A 25,339-nucleotide genomic window follows, 5' to 3' on the forward strand; every position below is an offset into this window, starting at 1 on the left:
TTCGGCCGTATCTGTGGAGTCGGATTCTTGGTCCGACTCCACAGATACGGCTGGGAATTACTTTAATTTGGGTACACCAACCTGGTCGGCCAATCGGTTAATTTCCTGGTAGATCAAAGCAGGGGCTTCGGGTGCCCAGGTGGCTGGTAACCCATAAACCATTTGCGATGTAGCCCCTTCGTAACCACCTTCCTGCAAAATGGTGGTTGAGGGAATGTAGCCCATCACGTCGTTTGAATAGCCCATTACAAAAATGTGGGGGCCAAATCGTTTCTTGCAGTCGATCGTATACTGGACTACGAGTTCGCCACCAAAGCTTAAAATGGGTTGATTCCCCAATTGCCATACCTGTACCGGATAAGGATAGTGACTGATAAAGGTTTTACCCTGCCTCTTTTCGGCCAGCATACGGGTTGCCCAGCGTTTAAGATAGCCTTCGCTTTCCTGGATGGTCTTCGTTAAGTCCGCTTCGGAGGGTGGAGCCGAAAGCGGTAGCTGAATTTCGGAGTATGCCGTTCGCAGCTGTGGTGTCAGGTTCTGCATGGGCTCATTGAGAACCCGTTCTACGGCTGCGGCCAGTTCCTGCCCATACTGACGGGCCAGCGGGATCGTCCTACGAGGGAGTGGGTTCTGGTCACCGGCCGCCCCCTGAAAAAATAGGGCCGTTACACCCGGATGTGTTTTTTCCAGTTCCAATTGCGCAAAGCCCGCGTAATCGCCCGACCATTGATACAGGTCCAGCACTGTAGGGTGACAAGCGTACCCAAACACAATGGCTTTGAGCTGTCCGCTGGCGTTGGCAATTTTAATGACCGGAACGGCATAATCGTTGGGGCCTTTCAGCTCCGTTTGTTCCAGCAGGGCCCCTTCTTTGTTGTTTCGTCGGTTCACCTGAAATCGTGTGACACCATTCTGGGCGGATAAGACAGCGGGTTCCAGCTTCTGGAATGCCTGCTCCACCAGCGTCACGATCTGGGCTTCCAGCCATCGGGAATACCGATCGATTGTTTCCTGCTCCCTGGCGTCGAGGGGGTAAATGTCCTGGAGAGCGTTGTCCAGAACAGGGCCCGAATGGGTATGCGAACTGTTGAGAATGATCTGCGCTTTGGTTAGGTGGAACTGGCTGTTCAGTCGTTCGCGAATCCGGTCCGACATAACTTTCGGAAAGCCCAGCATATCGGTAGTCACCAGAACCGCCCGATGGCCTGTTTCATCTTCCAGCGCCAGGGCTTTGGCCCATAAATCGTGAAGGGTGCCATCGGCAGCGTGGGTACGAGAGGCATAACCTGCCTGCCACTGCGATTCTTTAGGGGTAATAAGCACGCTGGCAGCACCCGCTTTCCAGCCATCGGCCGAAGCTGTGTGCTGAAGGCATACCCCAAACCAGATTAGCCAGACAAACCCTGCTACGTACCTCATTTCTGACTCAGAAGTTTATCGGCGTGGGTGTGAATTTTCTCAATGGCATTCGCAATGCTATCCATGTCGGTCTGAGTCCCCAGTAGCATATTCTGGGTGAACCAGACGGCTTCTTCGTTACACAGCCGGTCGTTTTGCGGGCAGTGATTCCGCTCGACGTAGCTGTTGAAATTCAGCATGGCCTTTGGATACATTTTCTGAAAGTTTTTCGACTGGAAGGCGTCGTTAAGGTACGGCATGTTGTTCAGTGTGGCGTAACCTTTCGAACAGGGAATCCCCTCGGCTGTGAGTGCCTTCAGAAATACCTCCCGCGACAGCCCTTTGAAGGCTTCTTTTTGGTACCGAAAAGGAAAGAGGTGGAAAGCAGCCCGCGTGACATCGTCGTACAGTTTATAGGGAACAATACCCGGAATAAGCCTGATCTTGGCTTTCAGGTATGCCGCATTTGTGTTTCGAGTGGTTGTTTCGGCATCGAGTCGTTTTAACTGCGCCAGTCCAATAGCCGCCTGATACTCGGTCAGTCGGAGTTTCGTACCCTGAATAACGGTGCCAGCGCCAATCACTCCTGAAAGCATACCGTATGGATTACCGTAGTTGTGGTACGAGAAACAGCGGTCCATAAAGGCATCATCGTTACTAACAATGGCACCTCCTTCGCCAATGGCTAAGTTCTTGGAATTCTGAAAGCTAAAACAACCTGCATGACCAAACGTTCCCACTTTCTGGTGATTGATTTCGGCCAGATGCGCCTGACAGGCATCTTCTATGACGACCAGATTGTGTTTTTTGGCGATGGCCAGAATCTGAGGCATATTGGCTGGTAACCCCAGAATATGTACCGGAATAATCGCCTTTGTGCGAGGGGTAATCTTCGCTTCAATCTTTGCCGGGTCGATCTGAAACGTTTCAGGGTCTACATCCACGAATATGGGCATAGCTCCCGTTGCCAGAACGGGAGCCACCGTTCCGATAAACGTATAGGGCGGTACCAGCACTTCATCGCCCCCACGAATATTCAGTTGATCCAGCGAAGCCATGATGGCATTGGTGCCATTCACGACGGCCAGCGACCGCTTTGCGCCTAAGGTAGCGGCCCATTTGGCTTCAAATTCGCTCACAACATTCGCCCTTGACCAGATGCCGCTACGAATTACGTCCAGCAACTGTTTTTCATCCTGTTCCGGTTTCCACAGGGGCCAGCTGGGCCAGTCGGCTGTTCGAACGGGTTTACCACCTAGCAGGGCAGGCGGCTCCGCCAGGGAAAAGGGTGTTGCTTTTTGAGTGGCTTTAACTGAGGGACTGACAGAGAGCGCCGACGCATCAGTGAGTAAGGATGCCGGTAGCATGGCCCCCAGACCAGTTAATGAGTTTCGCTTTAAAAACTCTCTTCTTGAGACGTTAGACTGCGACATGGGTTTGGATGATTGCGGTTATTTCTTTGCTTTAGCCAGGACACTTTCGAGGGTAACGGCAGTTCCCCCACGTCGTTTGCTTTCGTCGGCGGCTTCCATGAAGGCAAACATTTCAATGGTTTCTTCGGGCGTAACGGGAACCTCACCCGTCTCGAAATAGTGAATAATATCTTGCAGGAGCGGTTCATATCCGCCATAAGGCCCCAGTACCAGATTGCCTGTTTGGGTGAAAACAGTACCCCCATAGTCGTGTTTGCCCGTCCGGGTTCCGCGAACGGTACCCACGCGCCCATCAGCCCAGGTGCCTACAATGATGTCGGTGCCATTGGTATGCACGCGAACTACCTGACGGCAACCCGTACCCATAACCGTGTATAACGTTTCTACCCCATGAATGCCATACCAGTAAAAATCCGGGTGGGTCTTTTCGAGGACAGCCGGACTAAAGGTGTCGGCCCCCACCACCTTGTTTTTGTCGACTTTTTCAATGCCTTTGATATGCCGGAGTGACGAGGCCGAAAAAAGTGGAATGTTGTAGTGTTTAGAAGCCTCATAAATGGCAATGGTATCGGCTAATGAAGCCGCAACAGGTTTGTCGATAAACACCCGCTTTCCTGCTTTTAATACCTGCAGGGCTTGTTCAAGGTGCAATCGACCATCGTTTGTTTCCAGCAGTACCACATCAATTTTTTTGAGTAAGTCGCTGATCGAGTCGACGATTTCGACGCCCTGCTTTTTTACTTCTTCGGTATAGGCCGGAACGCGCGAGGTGCTGCTTTCGATGTCTTTGCTCCCCTGCGGATAAGCCGCCACAACTTTGTAGCCCAGAAAACTGGCATTAGCATCGGGGTTGTTGAGTGCTTTGACAAAGGCGGTACTGTGCGATGTATCCAGCCCAATGATCCCCACACGCTTGCCAGTTGCCAAAGTGTGTGGGGCCTGGAACCGTGTGGGCGCCAGTAGCAAAGCCGCACAGCTCTGTGATGTCTGTTTTAAAAAGAGTCTTCGACTGGATACTGATGGGGCCATGGATTTAGGATTTTAAATGGTATAAGCGACTATATGAGTTTTTTTAACCCGAGATGTGAGGTTTATTGAACCTTGCGAATTAGAGCGAGCAGTCGATGGTACACTAGCTGATGGAAGAGTTCAGCAAATGACGTCGCCGGTACTGACGTGATTATGTAGTCGGAGCTAGTATGAAAACAAAAAACCAGCCGGTTGAGGGCTGGTTTTTTTGGATTAGTCAGTGGACTAAGTGACCGATACGGGAATCGAACCCGTGTTACCGCCGTGAAAGGGCGATGTCCTAACCGCTAGACGAATCGGCCGTCTTGTGTACAAGACCTAACGTTTTGGCTTGTTTGCCGCTGCGTTAGCGAAACGTGGTGCAAAGGTAAGGCGATGTTTTTATAATGCAATACCTCACTGTAAAATTTTTTCAAAAAAAGGGTTTCTGCACGTTTTACTGCTATTTTTGAGGAGGTTAGCTTTTAAATTTTTACAGCCTACATGAAACACGTTTTATTACTGGCAGGCCTGGCCGCTATGTCGCTGATGAGCTTCGCCCAGTCAACTCCTTCTTCGTCAACGAGTCTGTTAACGCCTGATCAATTTCTTGGCTACCGAATTGGTAGCCGATTTACTCCCCACCATCGTGTACTGGCCTACGCCGAACAGGTAGCCCGCCAATTGCCAAACCGGGTTAAACTAATTCCGTATGGAACAACCTATGAAGGTCGTCAATTAATGGTGATCGCGATTGCTTCCGAAGCCAATATGGCTCGTTTGGAAGAGATTCGGACCAACAATCTGAAACGTACCGGCCTCATGGAAGGCACACCCACATCGGCAGCACAGCCGCCCATTGCCTGGTTGAGTTACAATGTACACGGCAATGAAGCTGTCAGTTCTGAAGCCTTTATGGAAGTATTGTACCGACTGCTGAATACAACCGATGCGGTTTCTCAGAAAATTATGAATACAACCGTCGTGCTACTCGATCCGGGTTTGAACCCGGATGGGCACGATCGGTATGTAAACTGGTATAACCAGATGCTGGGCCGTACACCCAATCCTTCCCCCAATGCCCGGGAGCATAATGAACCCTGGCCTGGTGGTCGATATACCCATTACCTGTTCGATCCAAACCGTGACTGGGCCTGGCAGACACAGGAGATTACGCAACAACGTATGGCGCTTTATCAGCAATGGATGCCGCAATTACACGGTGATTTTCACGAAATGGGTGTTGAAAGTCCATATTATTTTGCCCCTTCTGCTAAGCCCTATCACGAAGATATTACACCATACCAGCGGCAGTTTCAGCAGATTATCGGTCAGTATTGCAGCCGCTACTTCGACCGAAATGGCTGGTTATACTATACACGTGAACGGTTCGATCTGTTTTATCCCAGCTATGGCGACACCTATCCAACTTATAATGGGGCTATTGGTATGACCTACGAGCAGGGAGGAAGTGGTCGGGCTGGGCTGGCCATTACAAAAGCGGATGGTGATACGCTTACCCTTCGCCAGCGCATCGACCACCACTATACGGCGAGCATGGCTACCTTAGAATCGGTAGCTGACCGACCAGCCGAAATTGTGAAGGAGTTCGGACAGTTTTTCGATAAATCCCGGAATACACCCATTGGCCCCTACAAAAGCTATGTAATTAAAGCGAATGGTGATTCTGGGAGGCTCAAGGCATTACAGCAACTGCTGGACCGGAATAAAATCAGTTTTGGGGTAGCCGGGAAAGCTCAGACGGTAGCGAATGGTTTCAATTACACATCCCAGAAAACCGATAAAAACATCGCTATTGCGGCCGACGATATTGTTATTAGTGCCTATCAGCCCAAATCGACGTTATTGAAAATTCTGTTTGAGCAGAATTCAGCCCTGGAAGACTCGGCTACCTACGATATTACGGCCTGGTCGTTGCCCTACGCCTTTGGTCTGCAAACCTACGGCCTGACGTCCCGGATTGACCCCAAACCGCTATCGGTTTCTACACCGACGACCAGCACGGTTCCGGCTGCGTATGCCTACCTGATTCGCTGGCAATCGCTCCCTGCCGTACAAACCCTGGCGGCTCTATTGAAACAGAAAATACGGGTACGGGCTGCTGAGAAACCGTTTGAACTGGAAGGGAAAACCTATGCGTCGGGAACGCTCATCGTGGCCCGCACGGGTAACGAGAATCTGGGGGATCGGTTGGGCACTGTAGTTGCTCAGGCCGCTGCACAGACGGGGGCAGAGGTAATTCCTGTCCAGACTGGTTTCGTAACGTCAGGCTCCGATTTCGGTTCTGATTTTGTGACGGGTATGAAAGCACCGCGTGTGGGATTGGTACTGGGTGATGGGACACCCCCGCCATCGGCAGGGGAAGTCTGGCATTTCTTCGATCAGGAACTGAATTACCCCGTAACGTTGCTGGATGGCAATACGCTGGGTACTGTAGAATGGAATAAGCTGGACGTACTGGTGTTGCCTACGAATTACAATTATGGCCGGATCCTGAATGAGCGGACCCTGACGGCGATGAAAGAATGGATTCGGGCAGGCGGTAAGCTGATTGCTATGGAGCGGGCAGCCGCCTTCCTGGCAGGTAAAGAAGGGTTCGACCTGAAGGAGAAGTCTGAAAAAGAGGACGGGAAAAAGGAGAAAAAGGGAAATCCGGTCGATTCGCTGAAAACGTATATCAATCGTGAACGGGCCGCTATATCAGACGATATTCCGGGTAGTATTTACCGGGTCAATGTCGATACGAGTCATCCGCTGGGCTTTGGTCTGACGGGGGGCTATTATACCCTCGTGCAAAATGCCTTCAACTTCGATTTCCTGAAAGACGGCTGGAATGTAGGCTACCTGAAAAGCGACAATTACGTAGCTGGTTTTTCGGGGCGTAACGCAAAAGAAAAATTGAAAAACACCCTGCTGATGGGCGTTCAGGAAATGGGACGGGGTAGTGTGGTGTATCTGGCTGATGATCCGCTCTTCCGCGGATTCTGGTACAACGGTAAACTGCTGTTCAGCAATGCAGTCTTTATGGTTGGAAACTAATTTGTTTAAGCTATAACACAGAGATACACGAAGAAGGCTGAGACACGCAGAGAATAGTAAAACGTTGTGTGTCTCAGCCTTCTTCGCGTATCTCTGTGTTAGAAACATCCTTTACGTATGAAAGCGATTCTTTGTAAGGACTACGGGCTTCCTGATACGCTGGTATTGGAAGACATTCCTTCGCCTACACCTGGCCCTGGTGAGGTAGTGATTCAGGTGAAAGCCTGTAGCCTGAATTTCCCCGATACCCTGACCATTCGGAACATGTATCAGTTTAAACCTCCCTTGCCTTTTTCGCCGGGAAGTGAGGCCTCGGGAGTGGTCAAAGTGGTCGGCCAGGGCGTCAAACACCTTAAGCCGGGGGATCGCGTGTTTACCTACGGTACGCATGGGGGGCTGGCCGAAGAGCGTCTGGTAGATGCCCGTACCACTATTCCACTGCCCGATGGTATGGACTTTATAACTGGTGCTTCAACCCTGTATGCGTTTGGAACATCGTATCATGCTCTGAAGGATCGGGCGAATCTGCAACCGGGCGAAACGCTCCTTGTCCTGGGGGCTGCCGGTGGCGTTGGTTTAGCGGCCGTTGAGTTAGGAAAACGGATGGGAGCGACTGTTATCGCAGCCGCATCGACCAATGAAAAACTGGCCGTTTGTCAGGAAAAAGGTGCTACGTATACCATCAATTACGCTACTGAGGATCTCCGTGACCGAATCAAGGAGATTATGCAGGGGCGGGGTGTCGATGTGGTGTATGACCCGGTGGGTGATCGATGGGCGGAGCCTGCCATTCGGTCGCTGGCCTGGGGAGGACGGTATCTGGTCGTTGGGTTTGCTGGTGGCGAAATTCCAAAAATTCCGCTTAACCTGGCCTTGCTGAAAGGAAGTTCGTTAGTGGGAGTGTTCTGGGGCATGTTTGCGCAGAAAGAAGCCGCCCATAACGGGAAAAATTTGCAGGAAATTGCCACCTGGGTTGTGCAGGGTAAGCTAGCGCCATATGTGTCCAAACGCTACTCGCTGGCCGAAGCACCACAGGCTCTGACGGATATGATGGAGCGCCGGGTGATCGGCAAAGCTGTTGTGGTTATAGACTAGTTGCTGGGTTGGCTTCAGCAACCTTGAAGGGTCAGCCATCCAAACGTTCTAATCTTCCGACAACGTCTTCAGCAGATCCCACGAAAAAGGAACCCAAAGCCCGTTGTGGATATCCAACAGTTCGGTGGCTGCTTCGCAGGGAAAAATCTTGTAATCGAACTTGGTGTAGTTGTAGGCGATATAACCCGGATAATAGTAGATTTTCCGCTGACGACGGGCGTGGTTTATTTTTTGCAGCATCAGAAACTTGCCCAGGCTATGCTTGCGATAGGCGGGGTGGTAAAAATTCATAATCCCGGCAATGCTCTGAAAACCATCATCAAAAATACCGGCTGCGATCAACTGACCCCGGTCGCGAACCTCCACAACATAGGTATCGAACACGTTATCGATAGCCCCATCGAGCAGGCACGATTCGACCGAGTCGGGCGCGTCGAAATTGATGGCACTTCGATAGAGCGTGTATAGATTTTCCAACTCGTCGGATAACGCGAAAGGTTTGACGGCTACTGTAAATTGGTCGTTGGTTCGAAGCAGACGAAGTTGTTTGGTTCCGTAGGTCACATCGGCCAGCACAATGCGCAGCCAGTAAACAGGACAAAGCTTGTTTTCAAACAGAACATACTGACATGTAAAAATGTCCTGCTGCATCCGAAAATAGCCCATATTCAGGCATAAGTCCAGTTTACTTCCTTTCATGTGTGGGTTAGATTATTATTCTGTCTTAGCCTTAAAAGTACATAAAATAGCCCATTTCTAGGAGCACTATCATTCGAATAACGGGTATTCTGACTATTTCTTCATGGGTTTTGCCGACATATAAAACGTTAGCTTACCGCCTTTAATAATATCGGAATGGGTAATGGTCAGCTGCGAGAGGGGCTTTCCGTTCAACAGTACTTTTTGCACATATACATTCTTATCGCTCTGATTGACAGCTTCGACGATAAATGTCTGGCCATTTTCGAGTTGCAATCGGGCACTTTTGACTGATGGGCTGCCTAAAGCATATTCCTCCGAACCGGGTGCTACGGGGTAAAAACCCATCGACGAAAACATATACCAGGCACTCATTTGACCGCAATCGTCATTTCCACCTAATCCGTCGGGGGTTGGTTTGTATTGCATGGTCAGAATCATACGAATGCGCTCCTGCGTTTTCCACGGCTGACCCGCCCAGTTGTACAGATACGCGACGTGGTGGGCGGGTTCGTTGCCGTGGATGTAGCCGCCAATGATGCCTTCGCGGGTGATGTCTTCGGTTTCGGCAAAGAACTTATCGGGTAAATTCATGGAGAAAAGGCTATCGAGCCGGGCGGCAAATTTCTTCGAGCCACCCATGTACTCGACCAACGTAGCGGGGTCCTGCGGGACGAAAAAGGTGAAATTCCACGAGTTCCCTTCAATAAAGCCCTGTCCGTGCGTACTGAGCACGTCAAACTCCTTTTTAAACGACCCATCGGCCAGTCGGGGACGCATGAAATTGATCGATTTGTCGTAAACGTTCTTCCAGTTTTCGGAGCGTTTTCGGTAGGTTTCGTATACCTCCTGCCGATTTAGTTTTTTTGCCAGTTGGGCAATGCACCAGTCGTCGTAGGCGTATTCGAGCGTGTGCGAAACCGAGTTGCTGCTGGCCGTAGCAGGTACATACCCTCTGTCCATGTACTCGCCAATACCCTCGTAACTGCGATGGGTAGCTGTAGCGATACAAGCATCCAGTGCTTTCTGGGCGTCGCCTTTGTACACGCCTTTGATAATGGCATCGGCCAGTACCGATACGCTGTGATAACCGCTCATGCACCAGTTGTCGTTGGCGTAGTGCGACCAGATAGGCAGCATCTTTAGCGTACTCTGGTCGTAATGCTTCATCATCGACTGCACCATATCGTTGTTGCGGGAGGGTTGCATGAGGTTGAAAAACGGATGCAATGCGCGGTAGGTATCCCAGAGCGAAAACGTGGTGTAATTGGTGAAACCGTTGGCCTGATGTACGTCCTGATCCAGCCCTTTATATTGGCCGTTGACATCCATGTAGGTTGTCGGATTCACAAAAGCGTGGTACATAGCGGTATAGAAGTTCACCTTGTCGTTCTCAGATGCGTCGATCTGGATTTTAGCTAATTCCCGGTTCCAGGCTGCCTGTGCATCTGATTTCACCCGGTCAAAATTCCAGTGGGGAACCTCAGCCTGCATATTGGCCAGTGCATTTTCCTGGCTCACCGGCGACAGGGCCATTTTGAGTTTAATTTTCTCCCCATCCTTCGTGTCGAAATCGAAATACATGCGAATGCGCTTCCCGGCTATCTCAGGAAAGTTGTGGTTCTGATCGAATTTTCCCCAGAAGCCCTTATAAACCTGTGGCTTATCCAGGCTCTGGCGACCGTATGACTTGAACGGTTTTGAGAAGGAGAGGGCAAAATAGACCGTCCGGGTGCGAGCCCAGCCAGCCGTTTGCCGATAGCCCGTAATCAACGTATCATTCACGACGCGTACGAACGTCCAGACTACCTTATCGTCGTAATTGTAAATGCCGTGGGTTAAATCCAGAATAATGTGCGACTGATCGGTCTTGGGAAAGGTGTACTGATGAATCCCAACCCGGTTAGAGGCCGTGAGTTCGGCCAGAATGTTGTGGTCGTCCAGTTTAACTTTATAATAGCCAGCTTCGGCCACTTCATTGGCGTGTGAAAAGGCGGATCGGTAGCCGGATTTCGGATTGGAGGCCACGCCCGGATTCAGTTGCAGAGGCCCTTGCGTAGGCATAATCAGAAAATCGCCCAGATCGGAATGGCCTGTACCGCTGAAGTGGGTATGACTAAAGCCAACAATCGTTTTGTCCTCGTATTTGTAGCCAGCACAGTATCGGTACACGTCGCCATTGTATTTGCCATTGAACTCATACGACAACGTATCGGAGTCGGGGCTAAGCTGGACGGCACCAAACGGCACAGTGGCACCCGGAAAGGTATGCCCCATTTTTTCGGTGCCAATCAGTGGATGCACATACGGAACAAGGTTTTGTTGGGCGAAGGAAGCTAAGCAGAGAAATTGAAGAAGGATGATCTGGCGAACAGTCATTTACGAACCATATTTTTTTCGAAGATAGGCTCATTTTTGTCTGAAAAGCCGGCCTGGCCCTAAAAAATGGTCTGTAACGAGTGTATTGATACCAAATTGAAAGGATTGGGGGACTTGATTGTTGAGAAATTTTCTTTTTGCAACAATAATTATCAAATGCGTGTTATATTGCCATCAAATGAGTCTAATCAACTACCTGCAATAAACAGGAAAGTTATGACTGTCAATCCATCCATTACGCCACTGCAACTGATCGACCGTTCGCGGCACGGGCTGGCAGGCACTGAAGCAGGCCGGGTAGCTGCACTGCTTGGGATTACCGATAAGGAGATGGCTCGATTGCTGAACCAATCCGTAGCTACCTTCCATCGGCAGGTTAAAGCGACCCATCTCGACGCCCCAACGTCCGAACGGTTGTTGTTGCTCACCCGGCTTGCTACGTATGGTGAAGCTGTTTTTCAGGACAAGGGTAAGTTTATGCGCTGGCTACAACGGCCACTGCGGCTTCTGGATGACCGTTCACCGCTGGATTTACTGGATAGCTCTACAGGTGTTCAACTAGTCGAGGATATTCTGGGTCGAATTGATTACGGCGTTTTTAGTTAATGCCAGCAACGGTCTATAGGTTTCAGACGGACAGCCATCGGGATACAATTCTAGATGGCATAGGCGCTCAGCTACGCGGAGGTCGGTGGAATGTTCGTGGGCGCCCTTTGATCTATACGGCGACCACGCCCGAACTCTGTTTTCTGGAATACATAGTTCATCTAGAAGGAACTCCGCTTTCCGATCTGCCACCTTTGATCCTATGTGAAATAGAAATTCCTGACGATGCCATTACGTGGCTGGATGCCGCCGATTTGCCATCCGGCTGGAACAATACACAGGTTAGCCCGGCAGGCTTACCGCAGTTTATGGACGCTCAATTCCGACAGCATGGCACGTTAGGAATCGCATTGCCATCGGTCGTTGTGCCCTTATCGCCATCTCGGAATGTGCTGATTGATCCGCTCCATCCAACGAGCGTACAGTGCCGGGTTTTACGGATTGAACCATACCCAATTGATCCTCGCTTGCCAACGGCAACTTTGTTGGCATGAAAACGCTGATCGGTAGCCAATTGTGGGTAGTAGCTTATCATTATTTTATCTGCCGATTGTATGAATACGGGCCAGAATGCACAGTTGTTAGTGGTTGAAGACGAGCCTAAAGTGGCCACGTTCATCAAAAAAGGGCTTCAGACCCAGGCGTATTCTGTGTCGATTGCGCCGACCGGGGAAGAGGCCAAAAGCCTGCTGGCCCGGACCCGTTTCGACCTGATTATTCTCGATGTCAATCTGCCCGATATAACGGGTCTGGAACTGGCCGAATACATCCGAAACCAACCCAGTCAGGTGCCTATTCTGATGCTGACGGCCCTCGATACCGTTGCCGATAAATTACTCGGTTTTGAAGCCGGTGCCGATGATTATCTGGCCAAACCATTCGATTTTATGGAATTGCTGGCGCGGGTGAAAGTGCTCCTGCGTCGGGCACCCACGGTCGACGAGCCGGGACGACTCTTGCGGGTATCTGATCTGGAGCTTGATCTGCATGAACGCGTAGCTCGCCGAAATGGACAAACCATCGATCTGACGGCCCGTGAGTATGCCTTACTGGAGTATCTGATGAGGAATGCGGGCCGGGTGGTTTCGCGGGTCGATATTGCGGAGCACGTCTGGGATATCGGATTCGATACCGGAACCAATGTGATTGATGTGTATGTCAGTTATTTACGGGCGAAAATTGATAAGGATTCACCCAATAAGCTCATACATACGCTAATTGGTATGGGGTACGTACTGAAAGAAAAATGAGCCTGCGCAATCGACTAACGCTGTTTTTTACGACCATCGTTTCGGTGGCGCTGGCCTTGTTTTGTCTGCTGCTCTACCTGGTCGCTGAGCGGTATCGGGAAACCGAATTTCAGAATCGGTTACGGGCTGAAGCTCTGACGGCAGGCCATTTGCTGGTCGGACGGGAACGGATCGGGCCATCGCTTTACAAGTTGATGGATAAAAATCAACTGACCGTGCTACCCGATGAGGAAATTATTATCTACAATGGAAAGAACCAATTAGCCTATGAAAGTGGCACGGATTACCTGACGCTGACTGAAGCTATGTTAAGTCAGATTCGGAAGAAGAAACAGGTGAACTGGAAAAAAGGCGACCGCCAAATCGTGGGGCTCCTCTTTATCGACGACCAGATTCCGTTTGTCATCATTGCCTCGGCTGTCGATACGTACAATCTGCGCACAATCCAGAATTTCGCTAAACTGCTGGGGTTGGGCTGGTTTCTGATGACGGGCCTGATGGTCGTGGCCGGTCGTCTGTTCGCCGGAAGAACTTTACAGCCGATCAGTCAGATCAATCGGCAGATAGACGATATCACCGCCCTTAATCTGTCGCATCGCTTGCCCGAGGGCGATCAGGCCGACGAACTGGCTCAGTTGGCACATCGCTTCAATCGCATGTTGAATCGGCTGGAAGACGCGTTCCGACTACAACGCCTGTTTGTATCGCATGCTTCGCACGAATTACGAACACCCCTTACGGCCATAACGGGCCAACTGGAAGTTTCTTTACTGGCCGATGATGACCCCGACGAACTGAGGGCTACGATTCGTTCCGTTCTGGACGATGTTCGTGGTCTTAACCGGATGACCAACGGGTTGCTGGCCTTGACCAATGCGAGTATGGATTCCTCGACCGTACCGATGGGGACTGTTCATATCGATACGCTATTTGAACAGATTCGGCAGGAGTTTCAACGGCTTCACCCAGATTATACACTTCAGATAAGCCTGGCCGACGTGACAAAGACGCATTGGCAGGTACTGGGTAATGAGAGCCTATTACGAACGGCTTTTGTCAACCTGCTCGACAATGCAGGGAAATTTTCAGACAATCATTCCGTATCGGTTAGCCTACTGTCCGAGGTGGCTTCTGTGCAGGTGAAGGTGCATAATACGGGTTCTGTGATTCCGGCCGATCAGCTTACAGCGATCTTTGTGCCGTTCCAGCGAGGGCGTAATGCAGGCGGTCAACCCGGTTATGGAATAGGCTTGCCCCTTACCGAACGGATCATTCAGATTCATAAGGGAACAATTGAGGTTGAATCGTCTACTGAGTCCGGCACGACATTTACCGTTACGCTTCCGCATTGATCGATCGTGGGATGGGGTGGGGTAAATAGCCCAATTAAATTTCTAATCCCGTTCTAATGTGGCTCTAACACGAGGCTAACGCCCGTTCATGACCTTTGTACTGTCAATCAGGCGCGGCTTGCTAAAGGCCGTTTTTGACCGGATTGACCATTTGTAACAGACAAAGCCATGAAAACATATCTTGTTATTGCCGCTCTAAGTACCTTTACAATCCTCAACGCTTCGGCTCAGGATGATTCAAAATTACGTCGCGACGTGACGTATTCGACGCATAATTATAAACACCCAAATAAAGCCGCAACGGCACATCAATGGGCTGATAAAAAGGGGGTAACGGTTAACGCCCCCGCATTGAATCAGGGACCCATGCTTAGTTACAAGCACCAGGCTCCAGGCATTGAGCCGGTGGGTGGTGTCGTAACAGCGCACACCCCTGAAATGAACCTGGCCGTTCGAAACTATAAAATCCAGCGCGTGAGTGAGCCGCGTGCGGCTACAACGCCTGACGCAGAAGTAGCATCCCGTTTACAACAAAACCAGAGCAATGCCGGAGGTAACTAACGGGAATCGACGCTAAGCGTCGCCCGATAGTTGCCCACGTTTACAGGTTAGCCCACATGGTGGTCATCCTCCATATGGGCTGGCCTGTAAACATGCACCGACTCGACGGACTGTTAAATTTTTCTTTTCGCTTTTTAAATAGAAACATGACCTGAACCTGCTTAGAGTACGGCATCAGGTTGCGAGCCTTTGGATTCCACCCGATTATCTGGGTGTTCTACTATCAATTTCCCATCAATCATGTATTCACCCGATATAGCATTAGGCTTAGGCAGCCTCGTTTATGCCCTGTCTACGTTAGACGGGCGACCCCATCAGGAAGAAATGCAAACCGCCAAAGCGCTATTGGGCAGAGAGCCCTATGGTTCAGTGGCCCTCAATGGCTTTTTTTTGCGGGAAGATGTAAGAGAATCAACCGAAGAAGCGTATGCCTTTGGGATGCGTCGGTTGATGAGCAGACGCACCGAATTAACGGATACCCTAAAACGCCGATTCGTCACAACCCTGTTGCGCGTTGCCCGGTCGCATAAAGGTGTTTCAGCCAATGAATGGCGTTTTATCCGTCGATTCTGGCGCGAAATCCGGCACCTCTAACGAGGCTTTCTGGTAATTAAATGAAGTAATTGTGTTCAGAGAGGAAGGTAGGATGTGCGCATCCGTAACAATCTGTGCGAAATCGCACAGATTGTTACGGATGCTTTTTATTTAGTAGTCTGATTAATAGGGCTTTACGGGTTGGCATGTTGTTTGGCTAGTTATCTGTAGATGACAACACAGAAAATGGACAGAGAATTAGCCCCGGAAGTAGTGACCCGAAGCCGTAACAAAAGCCTGCTTGTCGGTGTAGTGGTGGTTGTGGGGCTGGCCATAGCCCTGACCTGGGCGCGTGATGCACTAAAGACCTCCGTCGAAGCAGAGAAAATACGATTAGCTACGGCTGAGATCGGACCCGTTGAGAATACGCTCGATGCAACAGGTGAAGTGATTCCGGCCTTCGAACAGGTGATCACCAGCCCCATCCGGGCCAGCATCCGGCGTGTACTGCTTACACCCGGTACATCCGTAAAACCCGGTCAGCCCATCCTCGATCTTGACAAATCGCTGACGGAAATTGAACTGGAAAAAATAAAGGACCAACTCGAACTCAAACGGAACGGTATCGACCAGTTGCGGATGAAACTTACGAAAAGCCTGTACGATGCCGAGGTGAATGACCAGATCAAGCAACTCAATATCAGCAAGCTAAGAGCCGAACTCGAAGGCATCCGCCGTTTGCAGAAGGTAGGCGGGAATACGGCAGAAGATGTTACCCGCTCCGAAAATGCCCTGCGTGTCGCTGAACTGGAAAAGAAGCAACTGGAGAATGATCTGAACTACAACCGGCAGTCGATGGGGGCAAGCCTGCGCGAAACGACGATACAGGCGCAGATTGAAGAAAAAAATGTTAGGGAGCTTCAGCACAAATTAAAACAGGCCGACATTGTCGCCGACCGACCCGGTGTGCTGACCTGGGTAAACGAGAACATTGGTTCGGCTGTCAATGAAGGGGAAATGCTGGCGAAACTGGCCGATCTGGCCAGCTTTCGGGTCGAAGGTTCCTGCTCGGATGTGTACGCCGATCTGGTGAAAGTAGGGCTACCCGTCATCGTAAAAGTAAATGAGACATCGCTTCGGGGGCAGATTACACAGGTTAAACCCGCCGTTAAGAATGGCATTGTTCAGTTTGTGATTCAGTTGGATGATAACCATCATACCTCGTTGAGGCCCAACATGAAAGCCGATGTGTTTGTGGTAACCAACCGTACCGCCAATGCCGTTCGGGTAGCGAATGGACCCGCGTTTAAAGGAAAGCGGAAACAGTTTGTCTATGTGTTACCGAAAGGGGAGAAGGTGGCGCATCGACGAGAAGTGACCATCGGCCTCACCAACTTCAATTTCGTAGAAATCAAGCAGGGACTTCAGCCGGGAGAACAGATCATTCTGACGGACCTGAGCGAGTATGAGCATCTGGAAGATATTACGATTGCCCCGAAACGTTAGCCTCATGAACCGTCTCTACATCCTTCTTTTCGGCTTACTGGCAATGGTGGGGCAAACCTTCGGACAGGCGCAGGTGATGACGCTGAACGAGGTGTTGCAACTGGCGCACGGGCAGTCGGTAGCGTCGAAACGGGCCGCTACGCAGCAGCGGACCAATGTCTGGTCGTATCGCTCGTTTCTGGCCCAGTTCAAACCCCAGCTTAGCCTGGACGGAACCTTGCCGAATTTCACACGCTCGTATGTTCAGGTAGTGCAGCCCGATGGGAATATTCGATTTGAACCTGTTTCGTACAACAACTCGACGCTGAATTTATCGCTTAGCCAGACGATTGCCCCTACGGGTGGGACTATTTTTATCCAGAAACAGATCCAGCGATTCGATAATTTTATCCAGAACAATACCCTCTATAATGGTGTCCCGTTTGGTATTGGGCTGACCCAGCCACTATTTCAGTTCAATGTCATGCGTTGGGATCGTCGGATTCAGCCGTTGCTGTATGCCGAAGGGAATCAGCAGCTTATCGAAAATCTAGAGCAGGTTTCATTATCGGCCACGACCCTGTATTTTGATTTGCTGGTGGCTCAGGTCAATCTGCAAATAGCAGAAACGAACCGGGCCAACAACGATACCCTGTACCGAATTGCGCTGCATAAACTGGATCTGGGCCGGATTTCGCAGAACGACCTGTTGCAGTTGAAAATGAGTGTGCTCAGTGCCGAAAAAGACCTGGCTTCGGCTCAGCAGACGGCGGCAGTAGCGTCGCTAAAACTCAAAACGTTTATTGGGGCGCGTGATGATCGTCCATTCGAACTGGTTATACCAAGTCAACTGCCTGTACTGAATGTCGATGTGAAGCGGGCACTCGATGAAGCCACGGCCAACCGGTCGGCTGCCATTGCTTTCCGTCGACGGCAACTAGAAGCCGACCGTGACCTGGACAAGGCCCGCAAAAATAACGGCCTGAATGCCTTGTTAACGGCAGGATATGGGTTGTCGAACCAGGGGCCAAATCTGGGCGATATTTATGTGAAACCCCAGAACCGCGAATACATTTCGTTGCAGTTTACCCTACCCATTATGACCTGGGGCCGGGCACAGGCGACGGTCGAAACCGCAAAAGCGAATCGTGAACTGACCCAGCAGACGGTGGAGCAGGATAAGCTGACGTTTGAACAGGAAATTTTTACGCAGGTGACGCTCCTCCAGATGCTTCGGCAGCAGGTAACGCTCACGGCGCAGGCCGACCAGATTGGGCAGAACCGCTACCAGATTGCGCAGGATCGTTTTCGACTCAGTGATCTGAGTGTGACCGATTTAAGTATTGCCACGCAGGAAAAAGACCGCGCCCGTCGGGATGCCATTATCGCCCTGCGCGATTTCTGGCAGGCGCATTACACCCTGCGTTTATTGACCTTATACGATTTTGAAACAAACCAGAAAATAAACTAGCATCGGTCAAAGGGGTAGGGGTATAGAGTGATTTAATTACAACTCTTATCCCCATGCCCCCAGCACCATGCCCCTAGCCAATGATACACCTCCAAAACATCGAAAAAGTGTACCGCACCAGCACCATCGAGACGCTGGCACTGAACAACATCAACCTGAATATCCGAAAAGGCGAGTTTGTCTCCATCATGGGGCCGTCGGGTTGTGGAAAAAGTACGCTCCTGAACGTGATGGGCCTGCTGGATGAACCCTCAAATGGAACCGTCGAGATTGATGGACAGGCTGTTACGCAGTACCGTGATAAAGAACTGGCACAGCTTCGGAATCAGAAGATTGGCTTCATTTTTCAGAGCTTTCACCTGATCAACGATTTGTCGGTACTCGACAACGTAGAGATCCCACTGTTGTATCGTTCGGCCAACGGGCGCCCCCGTCAGGAATACGCAAAAGATGCTCTGATGAAGGTGGGCTTAAGCAACCGGATGAAGCATTTTCCCAAGCAATTGTCGGGTGGGCAGAAACAGCGTGTGGCCATTGCCCGTGCCATCGTCGGAAATCCTGATATCATTCTGGCCGATGAGCCAACGGGTAACCTCGACAGTGCGATGGGGAACGAAATCATGAATATTCTCCAGCAACTCAACAGCGATGGAGCTACCATTGTGATGGTTACGCACGATGAACAAATGGCCAAACGCACTCATCGGCTGGTACGACTCTTCGACGGAACGCAAGTACTGTAAAGAGCGAAAGAGTGAATGAGTGAAAGAGCGCCAAGTAACGGTTCACAATTTTCCTCCTCACTCTGCCCTCCGCTCTTTCACTCATTCACTCTTTCGCTCTTTAATCATGCTAACAAACTACATAAAAATCGCCTGGAAGGTTTTGCTCCGGCATCCGTTTTATACCTTCATTACGCTCTTCGGTATCAGTCTGACCCTGACGGTGCTGATGGTGCTGACTTCGTTTCTCGACCATATTTTCGGAAGCCATTACCCCGAAACGAAGCGGGATCGGTCGGCCTACATCATGCAGGTGGTACAACGCGATTCGGCTAGTTCGGGGCGGAGTACGGGGCCTATGAGCTTCAAATTCCTGACTAACTTTGTTAAAACGCTGAAAACACCCGAACGAGTAACCATCTGTTCGTTCGTCAATAGCTCTAATGCGTACGTGGGCTCGCAGAAAATCAAGCTCAATACCAAATTCACGGATGCTGATTTCTGGCGCATTATGGACTTCGATTTTCTCGAAGGGAAACCTTACAATGAGCAGAATATTGCCAATGGTGAGTATGTAGTCGTGATCAACGATGATCTGAAAAAGCAGTATTTTGACAATTCGGAGGAGTCGGTCATTGGAAAAACAATCGATATTGAAAGCATTAATTACAAAATCATCGGTGTTGTGAAAGGTAGCCCGGTGACACGTCCGTTTTCTTATGCCGATGTGTATTTTCCGTACACGGCTCCCAAGAGTAATTACCAGCAGAGCGGCATGCGGGGAGGCTTTGTCAGTGTCATATTGGCCAAACAGAAATCGGATATTCCGGCTATCCAGGAAGAGTTTCAGAGTCGGGTCAGTACGATTCCCCTGCCAGGGGTCGAAAATGGGTGGAAGTATCATACTGTAGAAATTAAAGCGGAACCATATGCTGAGAACTTCATCGGAACGATACTGGATGCAGGCCCTGGACTGAAGACTGTTTTTTTCGGCATTCTCTTCTTTGTTCTGTTTATGCTGCTGGGCTTACCGGCCATCAACCTGGTCAATGTGAACGTTAGCCGCATCATGGAACGGGGTTCTGAAATTGGCATCCGTAAGGCCTTCGGGGCACCCGTTCGCACACTGGTCTGGCAGTTTATCATCGAGAATATTTTCATTACGTTCATAGGCGGAGCCATTGCCCTCTTGCTGACTAGCATCGTGATTTATTTCATCAATAGCAGCGGCTGGATTGCCTACGCCGATCTGACTATTAACCTGAGCGTCTTTCTAATCAGTATTCTGGTTTGTCTGATTTTCGGTTTCCTGTCGGGCGTACTCCCCGCCCTGCGCATGTCGAAACTTACCATTGCCGAAGCACTAAAATCTTAAAGAGCGAAAGAGTGAATGAGTGAAAGAGCGAACTGTTCGCTATCCATTATTTTTCACCCATCCGCTCTTTCGCTCATTCACTCTTTCACCCTTTATCATGATGCTACAACATCTCTTTAAACTCATCTGGAATAAGAAGAAGACCCATATGCTGCTGATTGTCGAAATCTGGGCTTCGTTTATGGTGTTATTTGGTCTGGCCACGCTGATCGTTGTGAACGTTGGCAATTACCGCGAACCGCTGGGCTTTTCGTACGAACGGGTTTGGGCAATTGGCCTGAATACGAATCAGGATACGACCGAGCTGGCTGATAAAGTCCAGCGGATTGCCCAGCGATTAAACGCTTACCCGGAAGTGGAATCGGTTTCGCGCATGAGCAGTAATTTTCCATTTTCAGCCAACCAAATGAATAATGGTATCGAATACAACAAGCGTAATGTACTGGCTGATCATTACGTGACCGATGAAAATTTTGCCAAAACACTCGAAATGCCCGTTGTAGCGGGTAAGTGGTATCGGCATACAGATAGCGTGGGTAAATATTGGCCCATCGTTATCAATCAGAAGGCAAAAGAAGGGCTTTTTGGCGACGAAAATGCGCTGGGTAAAGTGGTTGGCGAACGGCTTAAGGTGGTGGGGGTCGTTGATAATTTCAAAGCCAAAGGCGAATTTATGTCAAATAAACCCGCCTACTTTGAATTAGTAAACGCGAAGGATTCCTGGAACAACACCATGCTGATTAGGGTGAAGCCGGGAACCGATGCCGTATTCGAAGCTAAAGTGGTAAAGGATATTGCTACGATGGTGAAAGGCTGGAGCGTGGAGGTCGACTATCTGACCGATTCCCGAAAGAATCAACATAACCTGGTGCTGGTGCCTGTTATCATTGCGTCTATTATATCCGGGTTTTTGCTGATCAATGTAGCGTTGGGATTATTCGGTGTCCTGAACCTGAGCATCGCCAAACGACGGGGCGAAATTGGCTTACGTCGGGCCATTGGGGCTACGGGCAGTGGGATTGCGTCGCAGTTCATCGGTGAAATCTGGGTATTGGCTACCTTTGCTATGCTCATTGGTTTGCTCTTTGCGGCTCAGTTTCCGATTTTGAATGTGTTCGATTTACAGGCTGGAGTATATATTTCGGCCATCCTGATCGCCATCGCCGTCATTTACGGTATTGTAACAATCTGCGCCTTATTTCCCAGCCGTCAGGCAGCCTTAATTCAACCCGCTGTGGCCTTGCATGAAGAGTAGAGACGCAATACCTTGCGTCTCTTTTGCATCAGCAACGGGGTCGTCGCCCTTAAATCTTTAAAAAACGGCTGCAAACGCCATACGGTCGGGAGACGCCAGGTATGTCGTCTCTACAGATTTTTACCATCATGCTGCTCATCATCGACGACGATATAGCTATTCAAACGTCTCTTTCGCTCCTATTTCGGAAAGAAGGCTTTCCAGTTAGGCTGGCTGATGGGCCGTTCGAGACGTTTGAGGTCTTGGATCAGGAAACACCTGAAGCCATTCTGCTGGACATGAATTTCTCCGTCGATACGTCGGGCGATGACGGACTGCGGTTGCTACGCCGGATTCGGGAGCGGTTGCCTAATGTGCCGGTGATTCTGATAACGGGCTGGGGGAGTATCGATCTGGCTGTAGAAGGCATGAAGGCAGGCGCTAAAGACTTTATCACGAAGCCCTGGCAAAACGACCACCTTGTCCAGTCGGTGCGGACGGCATTGAATCTGGCCCAGACGGCTCCAGCTTCACCCAACCGACGTAAACTCGACCAACAGTTTCAGTTTGAGAATATCGTTGGGGAGGACCCTAACCTGCTGGATATTCTGACAACCATTGGACGGGTAGCGCCAACCGATGCGCCCGTTTTGATTACGGGCGAAAGTGGAACAGGTAAAGAACTGATTGCCGAAGCTATTCACCAAAATAGTCGCCGGAAGCGGCAGGCATTTGTAAAAGTCAACCTGGGCGGTATTTCGTCGACGCTTTTTGAGAGTGAACTCTTTGGGCATGTGCGGGGGGCATTCACCGATGCTAAAGCAGACCGCGTTGGCCGGTTTGAACTGGCTAACAAGGGGTCGATTTTTCTGGACGAAATTGGCGATCTCGACCCGGCCAGTCAGGTGAAGTTGCTGCGGGTATTGCAGGACCGTACATTTGAGCCGCTGGGGAGCAGTAAATCCCGAACGGTCGATGTACGGGTTATCTGCGCCACCAACCGAAATCTGGAAGAGATGGTTAGCAAAGGACAATTTCGCGAAGACCTGTTTTACCGTATCAACCTGATTACCGTTCGACTGCCTGCCCTGCGGGAACGTCCCGGCGACATTCCGTTACTGGTCAATTACTTTGTCAATAACCTGAAAATCATTTATAATCGGCCCGATTTGATGGTAAGCGTTACCGCTCAGAAGTGGCTCAAAAACCTGCCGTTGCCGGGCAATATTCGTCAGCTTAAAAATGTGGTGGAGCGGACCGTTCTGCTTTCACCCAACGACGAGCTACAACCCGACGATTTCGAACGCAACCTCCCCCAAATGACCAGCGCCCAGCATCTGGCACCTCGCTCTCTGCCCGATGTTGGCACGATGACCCTGGAAGAAATGGAATACCAGATGATTCAGCGGGCAATGGCCTTTCACCAGAACCGGGTAGCGAAAGTAGCGCGGGCGTTGGGCATTACCCGTTTTGCACTCTACCGCCGATTGGAGAAATTTGGTATTCCGTACGCTGAAGATTAGCGTGGTGCGTGGTGCTGGGAGCGAGGTGACTTCCTCCCTGCACCTCGCTCCCAGCACCACGCACCCTGCCCTATGCACATTAGCTTTCGAACCCGATACTTGCTGTATATCATTGTTGTTCATCTGGCCATTGGTGGACTGTTGTTCCTGGTTTTACAGCAGAATAAGCCCCTGTTTATCGCCAGTGAGCTGGGACTGTTGCTGTCTATCTATATGGCCGTCAGCATCTACCGCCAGTTTCAGCAGCCGTCCGAATTTATTGCGTCAGGAATAGAAGCCATTCGGGATAAGGATTTTACGGTCAAATTCGTACCGACCGGAAATCGGGAAGTGGATGAACTCATAACTGTGTATAACCTGATGATCGACCAGCTTCGTCAGGAGCGTACCCGGCAGATCGAGCAGCAGTTTTTTCTGGAAAAGCTGATCGAAGCGGCTCCGATTGCCATCCTGATATTCGATTTCGACGGGCAGATTGCGTCCATCAATCCGAGAGCCTGCCAATTGCTGTCGGTACAGCCCGACGACGTGGTAGGCAAACCACTGGATCAGATCGGATTCTCGTTGCTGGCCCAAATGGCCGACATGACCGATGGCGACTCACGCGTAATGAAGCCCAACGGGATCGAAACCTACAAAGTACAACGGTCGAATTTTATGGATCGGGGGTTCCGACGTTCGTTCCTGATTATTGAAGAGTTAACGCCGGAGATTCTGGCAACCGAAAAAAGCGCCTATAGCAAGGTGATTCGGATGATGGCGCACGAAGTAAACAACTCCATTGGCGCGGTGAACTCTATCCTGGGGGTTACTCAGTCGTATGTCGATGAACCGGATGTACAGCATGCCTTGCGTGTGGCCGTGGAACGAAACGACCGCCTGAACCACTTTATGCGTCGGTTTGCCGATGTGGTCCGACTTCCTCAACCCCAGCGCCAGTCTGCCGATGTCAATGACATTGCCCGAAATGTTGTGCGGCTGATGCAACAGCAGGCCGAAGAAAAACAGGTCAGTCTTACCTTCAAAGCAGAGGGGACGAACACCCGATCAGTGGATGTTGAACAGCTTGAACAGGTATTGGTGAATATTATTAAAAATGCCCTGGAAGCCTGTAAGCCAGGCGATCAGGTCGAAGTACTTGGAGCGGCTAATGCTTTACTGATTCGCGATAACGGCCACCCGATTCCCGAATCGGCAGCAACTAATCTGTTCAATCCGTTTTTTAGCACCAAACCCGATGGGCAGGGAATCGGCCTGACTGTAAGCCGCGAAATTCTCCTGAATCACCATGTCCAATTCTCTCTCCAGACCAAACCCGACGGCTGGACCGAGTTCATGATTGAGTTTCCCTGATTGATAGTCAGTTTTTTGCGAATGCATATGTTTATCGAAAAAGCCATTTTGCTACCAGTCGGACGTAGCGAGGCATAATAACGAACGTCATCAACCCAACAATGACGGCGCTGGTTAACAAGGCTCTGACCGATAGTATTGACAAAAAAGGGACTGCTGAAAAAACAGGCGAAAGAAGCCACGGAACAACCATCGAAAGCGGGTAAATTGCCGACACAGTAATCAGAAATTGTTTGTAAGAGGGAGCCGTTTTGCCACTGGGCTTAGGTGGCGTGAACCAGAATTCCAGCCCCGTTTTGACTTCGATCGTTTCGTCCATGTTGAGCAGAGGTCGTACCTGCTCAATTAGCCGTCGGCGGGTATCACTGTCCAGCCAGTTGCGCAAATTCGTTTCCGACGAAAAGTGTAGTACAATGGTGTATTCATCACTCGTGCCGTGTGGTCGGATGATATTTACACCCCGATGGCCTGGTGCTGACTGAGCCAGCGGTACAATCTCTCGTAGCCAGTTCTCATAAGCCTCCACCTGATGTTTGTTAGGGCGTTGAATAATAATGGTTGTAACAGCGCTATCTAGTTCGATGGGTATACCGGATGACATGACAGAACACTTTTTCGTGAATCACTTTTGACTTTGTACTTAAAAATAAGCTAAATAAGCCGTAGGCCACCTATTCATAGTCGGTAGAGTAATAATGAACGTAGGCTTATTTGTCCAATAGGGTTTTCTTAGGGTTGCGCATAACGAATCGAGGAAAGGCGAGTGTGATGATATTAAAACGAGGTTAAAATGGTACTTTG

General features: G+C 50.3%; 21 protein-coding genes and 1 tRNA gene. 15 read left to right on the forward strand and 7 right to left on the reverse strand.

Going from position 1 to position 25,339, the window contains the following annotated elements:
- Positions 1 to 57: 57 nt before the first annotated feature.
- From B5M13_RS14795 to B5M13_RS14810, 4 genes are all read right to left on the reverse strand, one after another.
- Positions 58 to 1,419, reverse strand: coding sequence for a neutral/alkaline non-lysosomal ceramidase N-terminal domain-containing protein (locus tag B5M13_RS14795; RefSeq protein WP_080056413.1), 1,362 nt, complete (start codon positions 1,417 to 1,419; stop codon positions 58 to 60).
- Positions 1,416 to 2,831 carry a DegT/DnrJ/EryC1/StrS family aminotransferase gene (locus B5M13_RS14800; RefSeq protein WP_080056414.1) on the reverse strand — a complete coding sequence of 472 codons (1,416 nt, stop codon included), beginning with the start codon at positions 2,829 to 2,831 and terminating at the stop codon, positions 1,416 to 1,418. The genes B5M13_RS14795 and B5M13_RS14800 overlap by 4 nt, the downstream gene beginning before the upstream one ends.
- 18 nt (positions 2,832 to 2,849) lie before the next feature.
- Entirely contained in the window at positions 2,850 to 3,860 is a 1,011-nt protein-coding gene (locus B5M13_RS14805; protein ID WP_080056415.1) for a Gfo/Idh/MocA family protein, read from the reverse strand.
- A 230-nt stretch (positions 3,861 to 4,090) separates the two neighbouring features.
- Positions 4,091 to 4,162: transfer RNA gene (locus tag B5M13_RS14810), tRNA-Glu, on the reverse strand.
- 181 nt (positions 4,163 to 4,343) lie between these two features.
- Here B5M13_RS14810 and B5M13_RS14815 point away from each other — a divergent pair.
- Both B5M13_RS14815 and B5M13_RS14820 read left to right on the forward strand, forming a co-directional pair.
- On the forward strand, positions 4,344 to 6,899 hold the full coding sequence (locus B5M13_RS14815) for a M14 metallopeptidase family protein (RefSeq protein ID WP_080056416.1): 2,556 nt from the start codon (positions 4,344 to 4,346) through the stop codon (positions 6,897 to 6,899).
- 117 nt (positions 6,900 to 7,016) lie between these two features.
- Complete coding sequence (locus B5M13_RS14820) at positions 7,017 to 7,994, forward strand: NADPH:quinone oxidoreductase family protein (RefSeq protein WP_080056417.1); 978 nt, start codon at positions 7,017 to 7,019, stop codon at positions 7,992 to 7,994.
- A 48-nt stretch (positions 7,995 to 8,042) separates the two neighbouring features.
- Here the strand turns inward: B5M13_RS14820 and B5M13_RS14825 are convergent, their stop codons facing one another.
- Together B5M13_RS14825 and B5M13_RS14830 are read right to left on the reverse strand one after the other, a co-directional pair.
- Complete coding sequence (locus B5M13_RS14825; protein ID WP_080056418.1) at positions 8,043 to 8,693, reverse strand: GNAT family protein; 651 nt, start codon at positions 8,691 to 8,693, stop codon at positions 8,043 to 8,045.
- Positions 8,694 to 8,786: 93 nt separating this feature from the next.
- Positions 8,787 to 11,072 carry a GH92 family glycosyl hydrolase gene (locus B5M13_RS14830; RefSeq protein WP_080056419.1) on the reverse strand — a complete coding sequence of 762 codons (2,286 nt, stop codon included), beginning with the start codon at positions 11,070 to 11,072 and terminating at the stop codon, positions 8,787 to 8,789.
- A gap of 216 nt (positions 11,073 to 11,288) precedes the next feature.
- On the opposite strand from B5M13_RS14830, the gene parS reads away from it, so the two are divergent.
- The 13 genes from parS (at position 11,289) to B5M13_RS14895 (ending at position 24,538) form a co-directional block, all read left to right on the forward strand.
- Positions 11,289 to 11,678, forward strand: a complete 390-nt coding sequence (parS, locus tag B5M13_RS14835) for a type II RES/Xre toxin-antitoxin system antitoxin (protein WP_080056420.1) — start codon at positions 11,289 to 11,291, stop codon at positions 11,676 to 11,678.
- Positions 11,678 to 12,172: an RES family NAD+ phosphorylase gene (locus tag B5M13_RS14840; protein ID WP_080056421.1), complete on the forward strand. Its 495-nt coding sequence runs from the start codon at positions 11,678 to 11,680 to the stop codon at positions 12,170 to 12,172. Before parS ends, B5M13_RS14840 begins: the two co-directional genes overlap by 1 nt.
- Positions 12,173 to 12,232: 60 nt before the next feature.
- Positions 12,233 to 12,928: a response regulator transcription factor gene (locus B5M13_RS14845; protein WP_080056422.1), complete on the forward strand. Its 696-nt coding sequence runs from the start codon at positions 12,233 to 12,235 to the stop codon at positions 12,926 to 12,928.
- Complete coding sequence (locus B5M13_RS14850; RefSeq protein WP_080056423.1) at positions 12,925 to 14,280, forward strand: sensor histidine kinase; 1,356 nt, start codon at positions 12,925 to 12,927, stop codon at positions 14,278 to 14,280. Before B5M13_RS14845 ends, B5M13_RS14850 begins: the two co-directional genes overlap by 4 nt.
- Before the next feature lie 168 nt (positions 14,281 to 14,448).
- Positions 14,449 to 14,841 (forward strand): hypothetical protein, encoded by a 393-nt coding sequence (locus B5M13_RS14855; RefSeq protein WP_080056424.1) that lies wholly within the window; start codon positions 14,449 to 14,451, stop codon positions 14,839 to 14,841.
- 240 nt (positions 14,842 to 15,081) lie between these two features.
- Positions 15,082 to 15,435, forward strand: a complete 354-nt coding sequence (locus B5M13_RS14860; RefSeq protein ID WP_080056425.1) for a hypothetical protein — start codon at positions 15,082 to 15,084, stop codon at positions 15,433 to 15,435.
- A 186-nt stretch (positions 15,436 to 15,621) separates the two neighbouring features.
- The gene (locus tag B5M13_RS14865; RefSeq protein WP_080056426.1) at positions 15,622 to 16,881 is read left to right on the forward strand and encodes an efflux RND transporter periplasmic adaptor subunit; all 1,260 of its coding nucleotides are present in this window, start codon (positions 15,622 to 15,624) and stop codon (positions 16,879 to 16,881) included.
- Between the two features lie 4 nt (positions 16,882 to 16,885).
- A complete protein-coding gene (locus B5M13_RS14870; protein WP_080056427.1) occupies positions 16,886 to 18,331 on the forward strand; it encodes a TolC family protein in 1,446 nt (481 codons plus the stop codon).
- Positions 18,332 to 18,411: 80 nt separating this feature from the next.
- Positions 18,412 to 19,074, forward strand: a complete 663-nt coding sequence (locus tag B5M13_RS14875; protein ID WP_080056428.1) for an ABC transporter ATP-binding protein — start codon at positions 18,412 to 18,414, stop codon at positions 19,072 to 19,074.
- A gap of 106 nt (positions 19,075 to 19,180) precedes the next feature.
- The gene (locus B5M13_RS14880; RefSeq protein WP_080056429.1) at positions 19,181 to 20,428 is read left to right on the forward strand and encodes an ABC transporter permease; all 1,248 of its coding nucleotides are present in this window, start codon (positions 19,181 to 19,183) and stop codon (positions 20,426 to 20,428) included.
- Positions 20,429 to 20,528: 100 nt separating this feature from the next.
- Positions 20,529 to 21,683, forward strand: coding sequence for an ABC transporter permease (locus B5M13_RS14885; RefSeq protein ID WP_080059934.1), 1,155 nt, complete (start codon positions 20,529 to 20,531; stop codon positions 21,681 to 21,683).
- 128 nt (positions 21,684 to 21,811) lie between these two features.
- Positions 21,812 to 23,185, forward strand: a complete 1,374-nt coding sequence (locus B5M13_RS14890; RefSeq protein ID WP_080059935.1) for a sigma-54-dependent transcriptional regulator — start codon at positions 21,812 to 21,814, stop codon at positions 23,183 to 23,185.
- A 72-nt stretch (positions 23,186 to 23,257) separates the two neighbouring features.
- Positions 23,258 to 24,538 (forward strand): sensor histidine kinase, encoded by a 1,281-nt coding sequence (locus B5M13_RS14895; RefSeq protein ID WP_080056430.1) that lies wholly within the window; start codon positions 23,258 to 23,260, stop codon positions 24,536 to 24,538.
- A 31-nt stretch (positions 24,539 to 24,569) separates the two neighbouring features.
- On the opposite strand, the gene B5M13_RS14900 is transcribed toward B5M13_RS14895, so the two are convergent.
- A complete protein-coding gene (locus tag B5M13_RS14900) occupies positions 24,570 to 25,139 on the reverse strand; it encodes an antibiotic biosynthesis monooxygenase (RefSeq protein WP_080056431.1) in 570 nt (189 codons plus the stop codon).
- Positions 25,140 to 25,339: the final 200 nt, after the last annotated feature.

The sequence above is a fragment of the Spirosoma aerolatum genome, assembly GCF_002056795.1.
GTDB lineage: Bacteria > Bacteroidota > Bacteroidia > Cytophagales > Spirosomataceae > Spirosoma > Spirosoma aerolatum.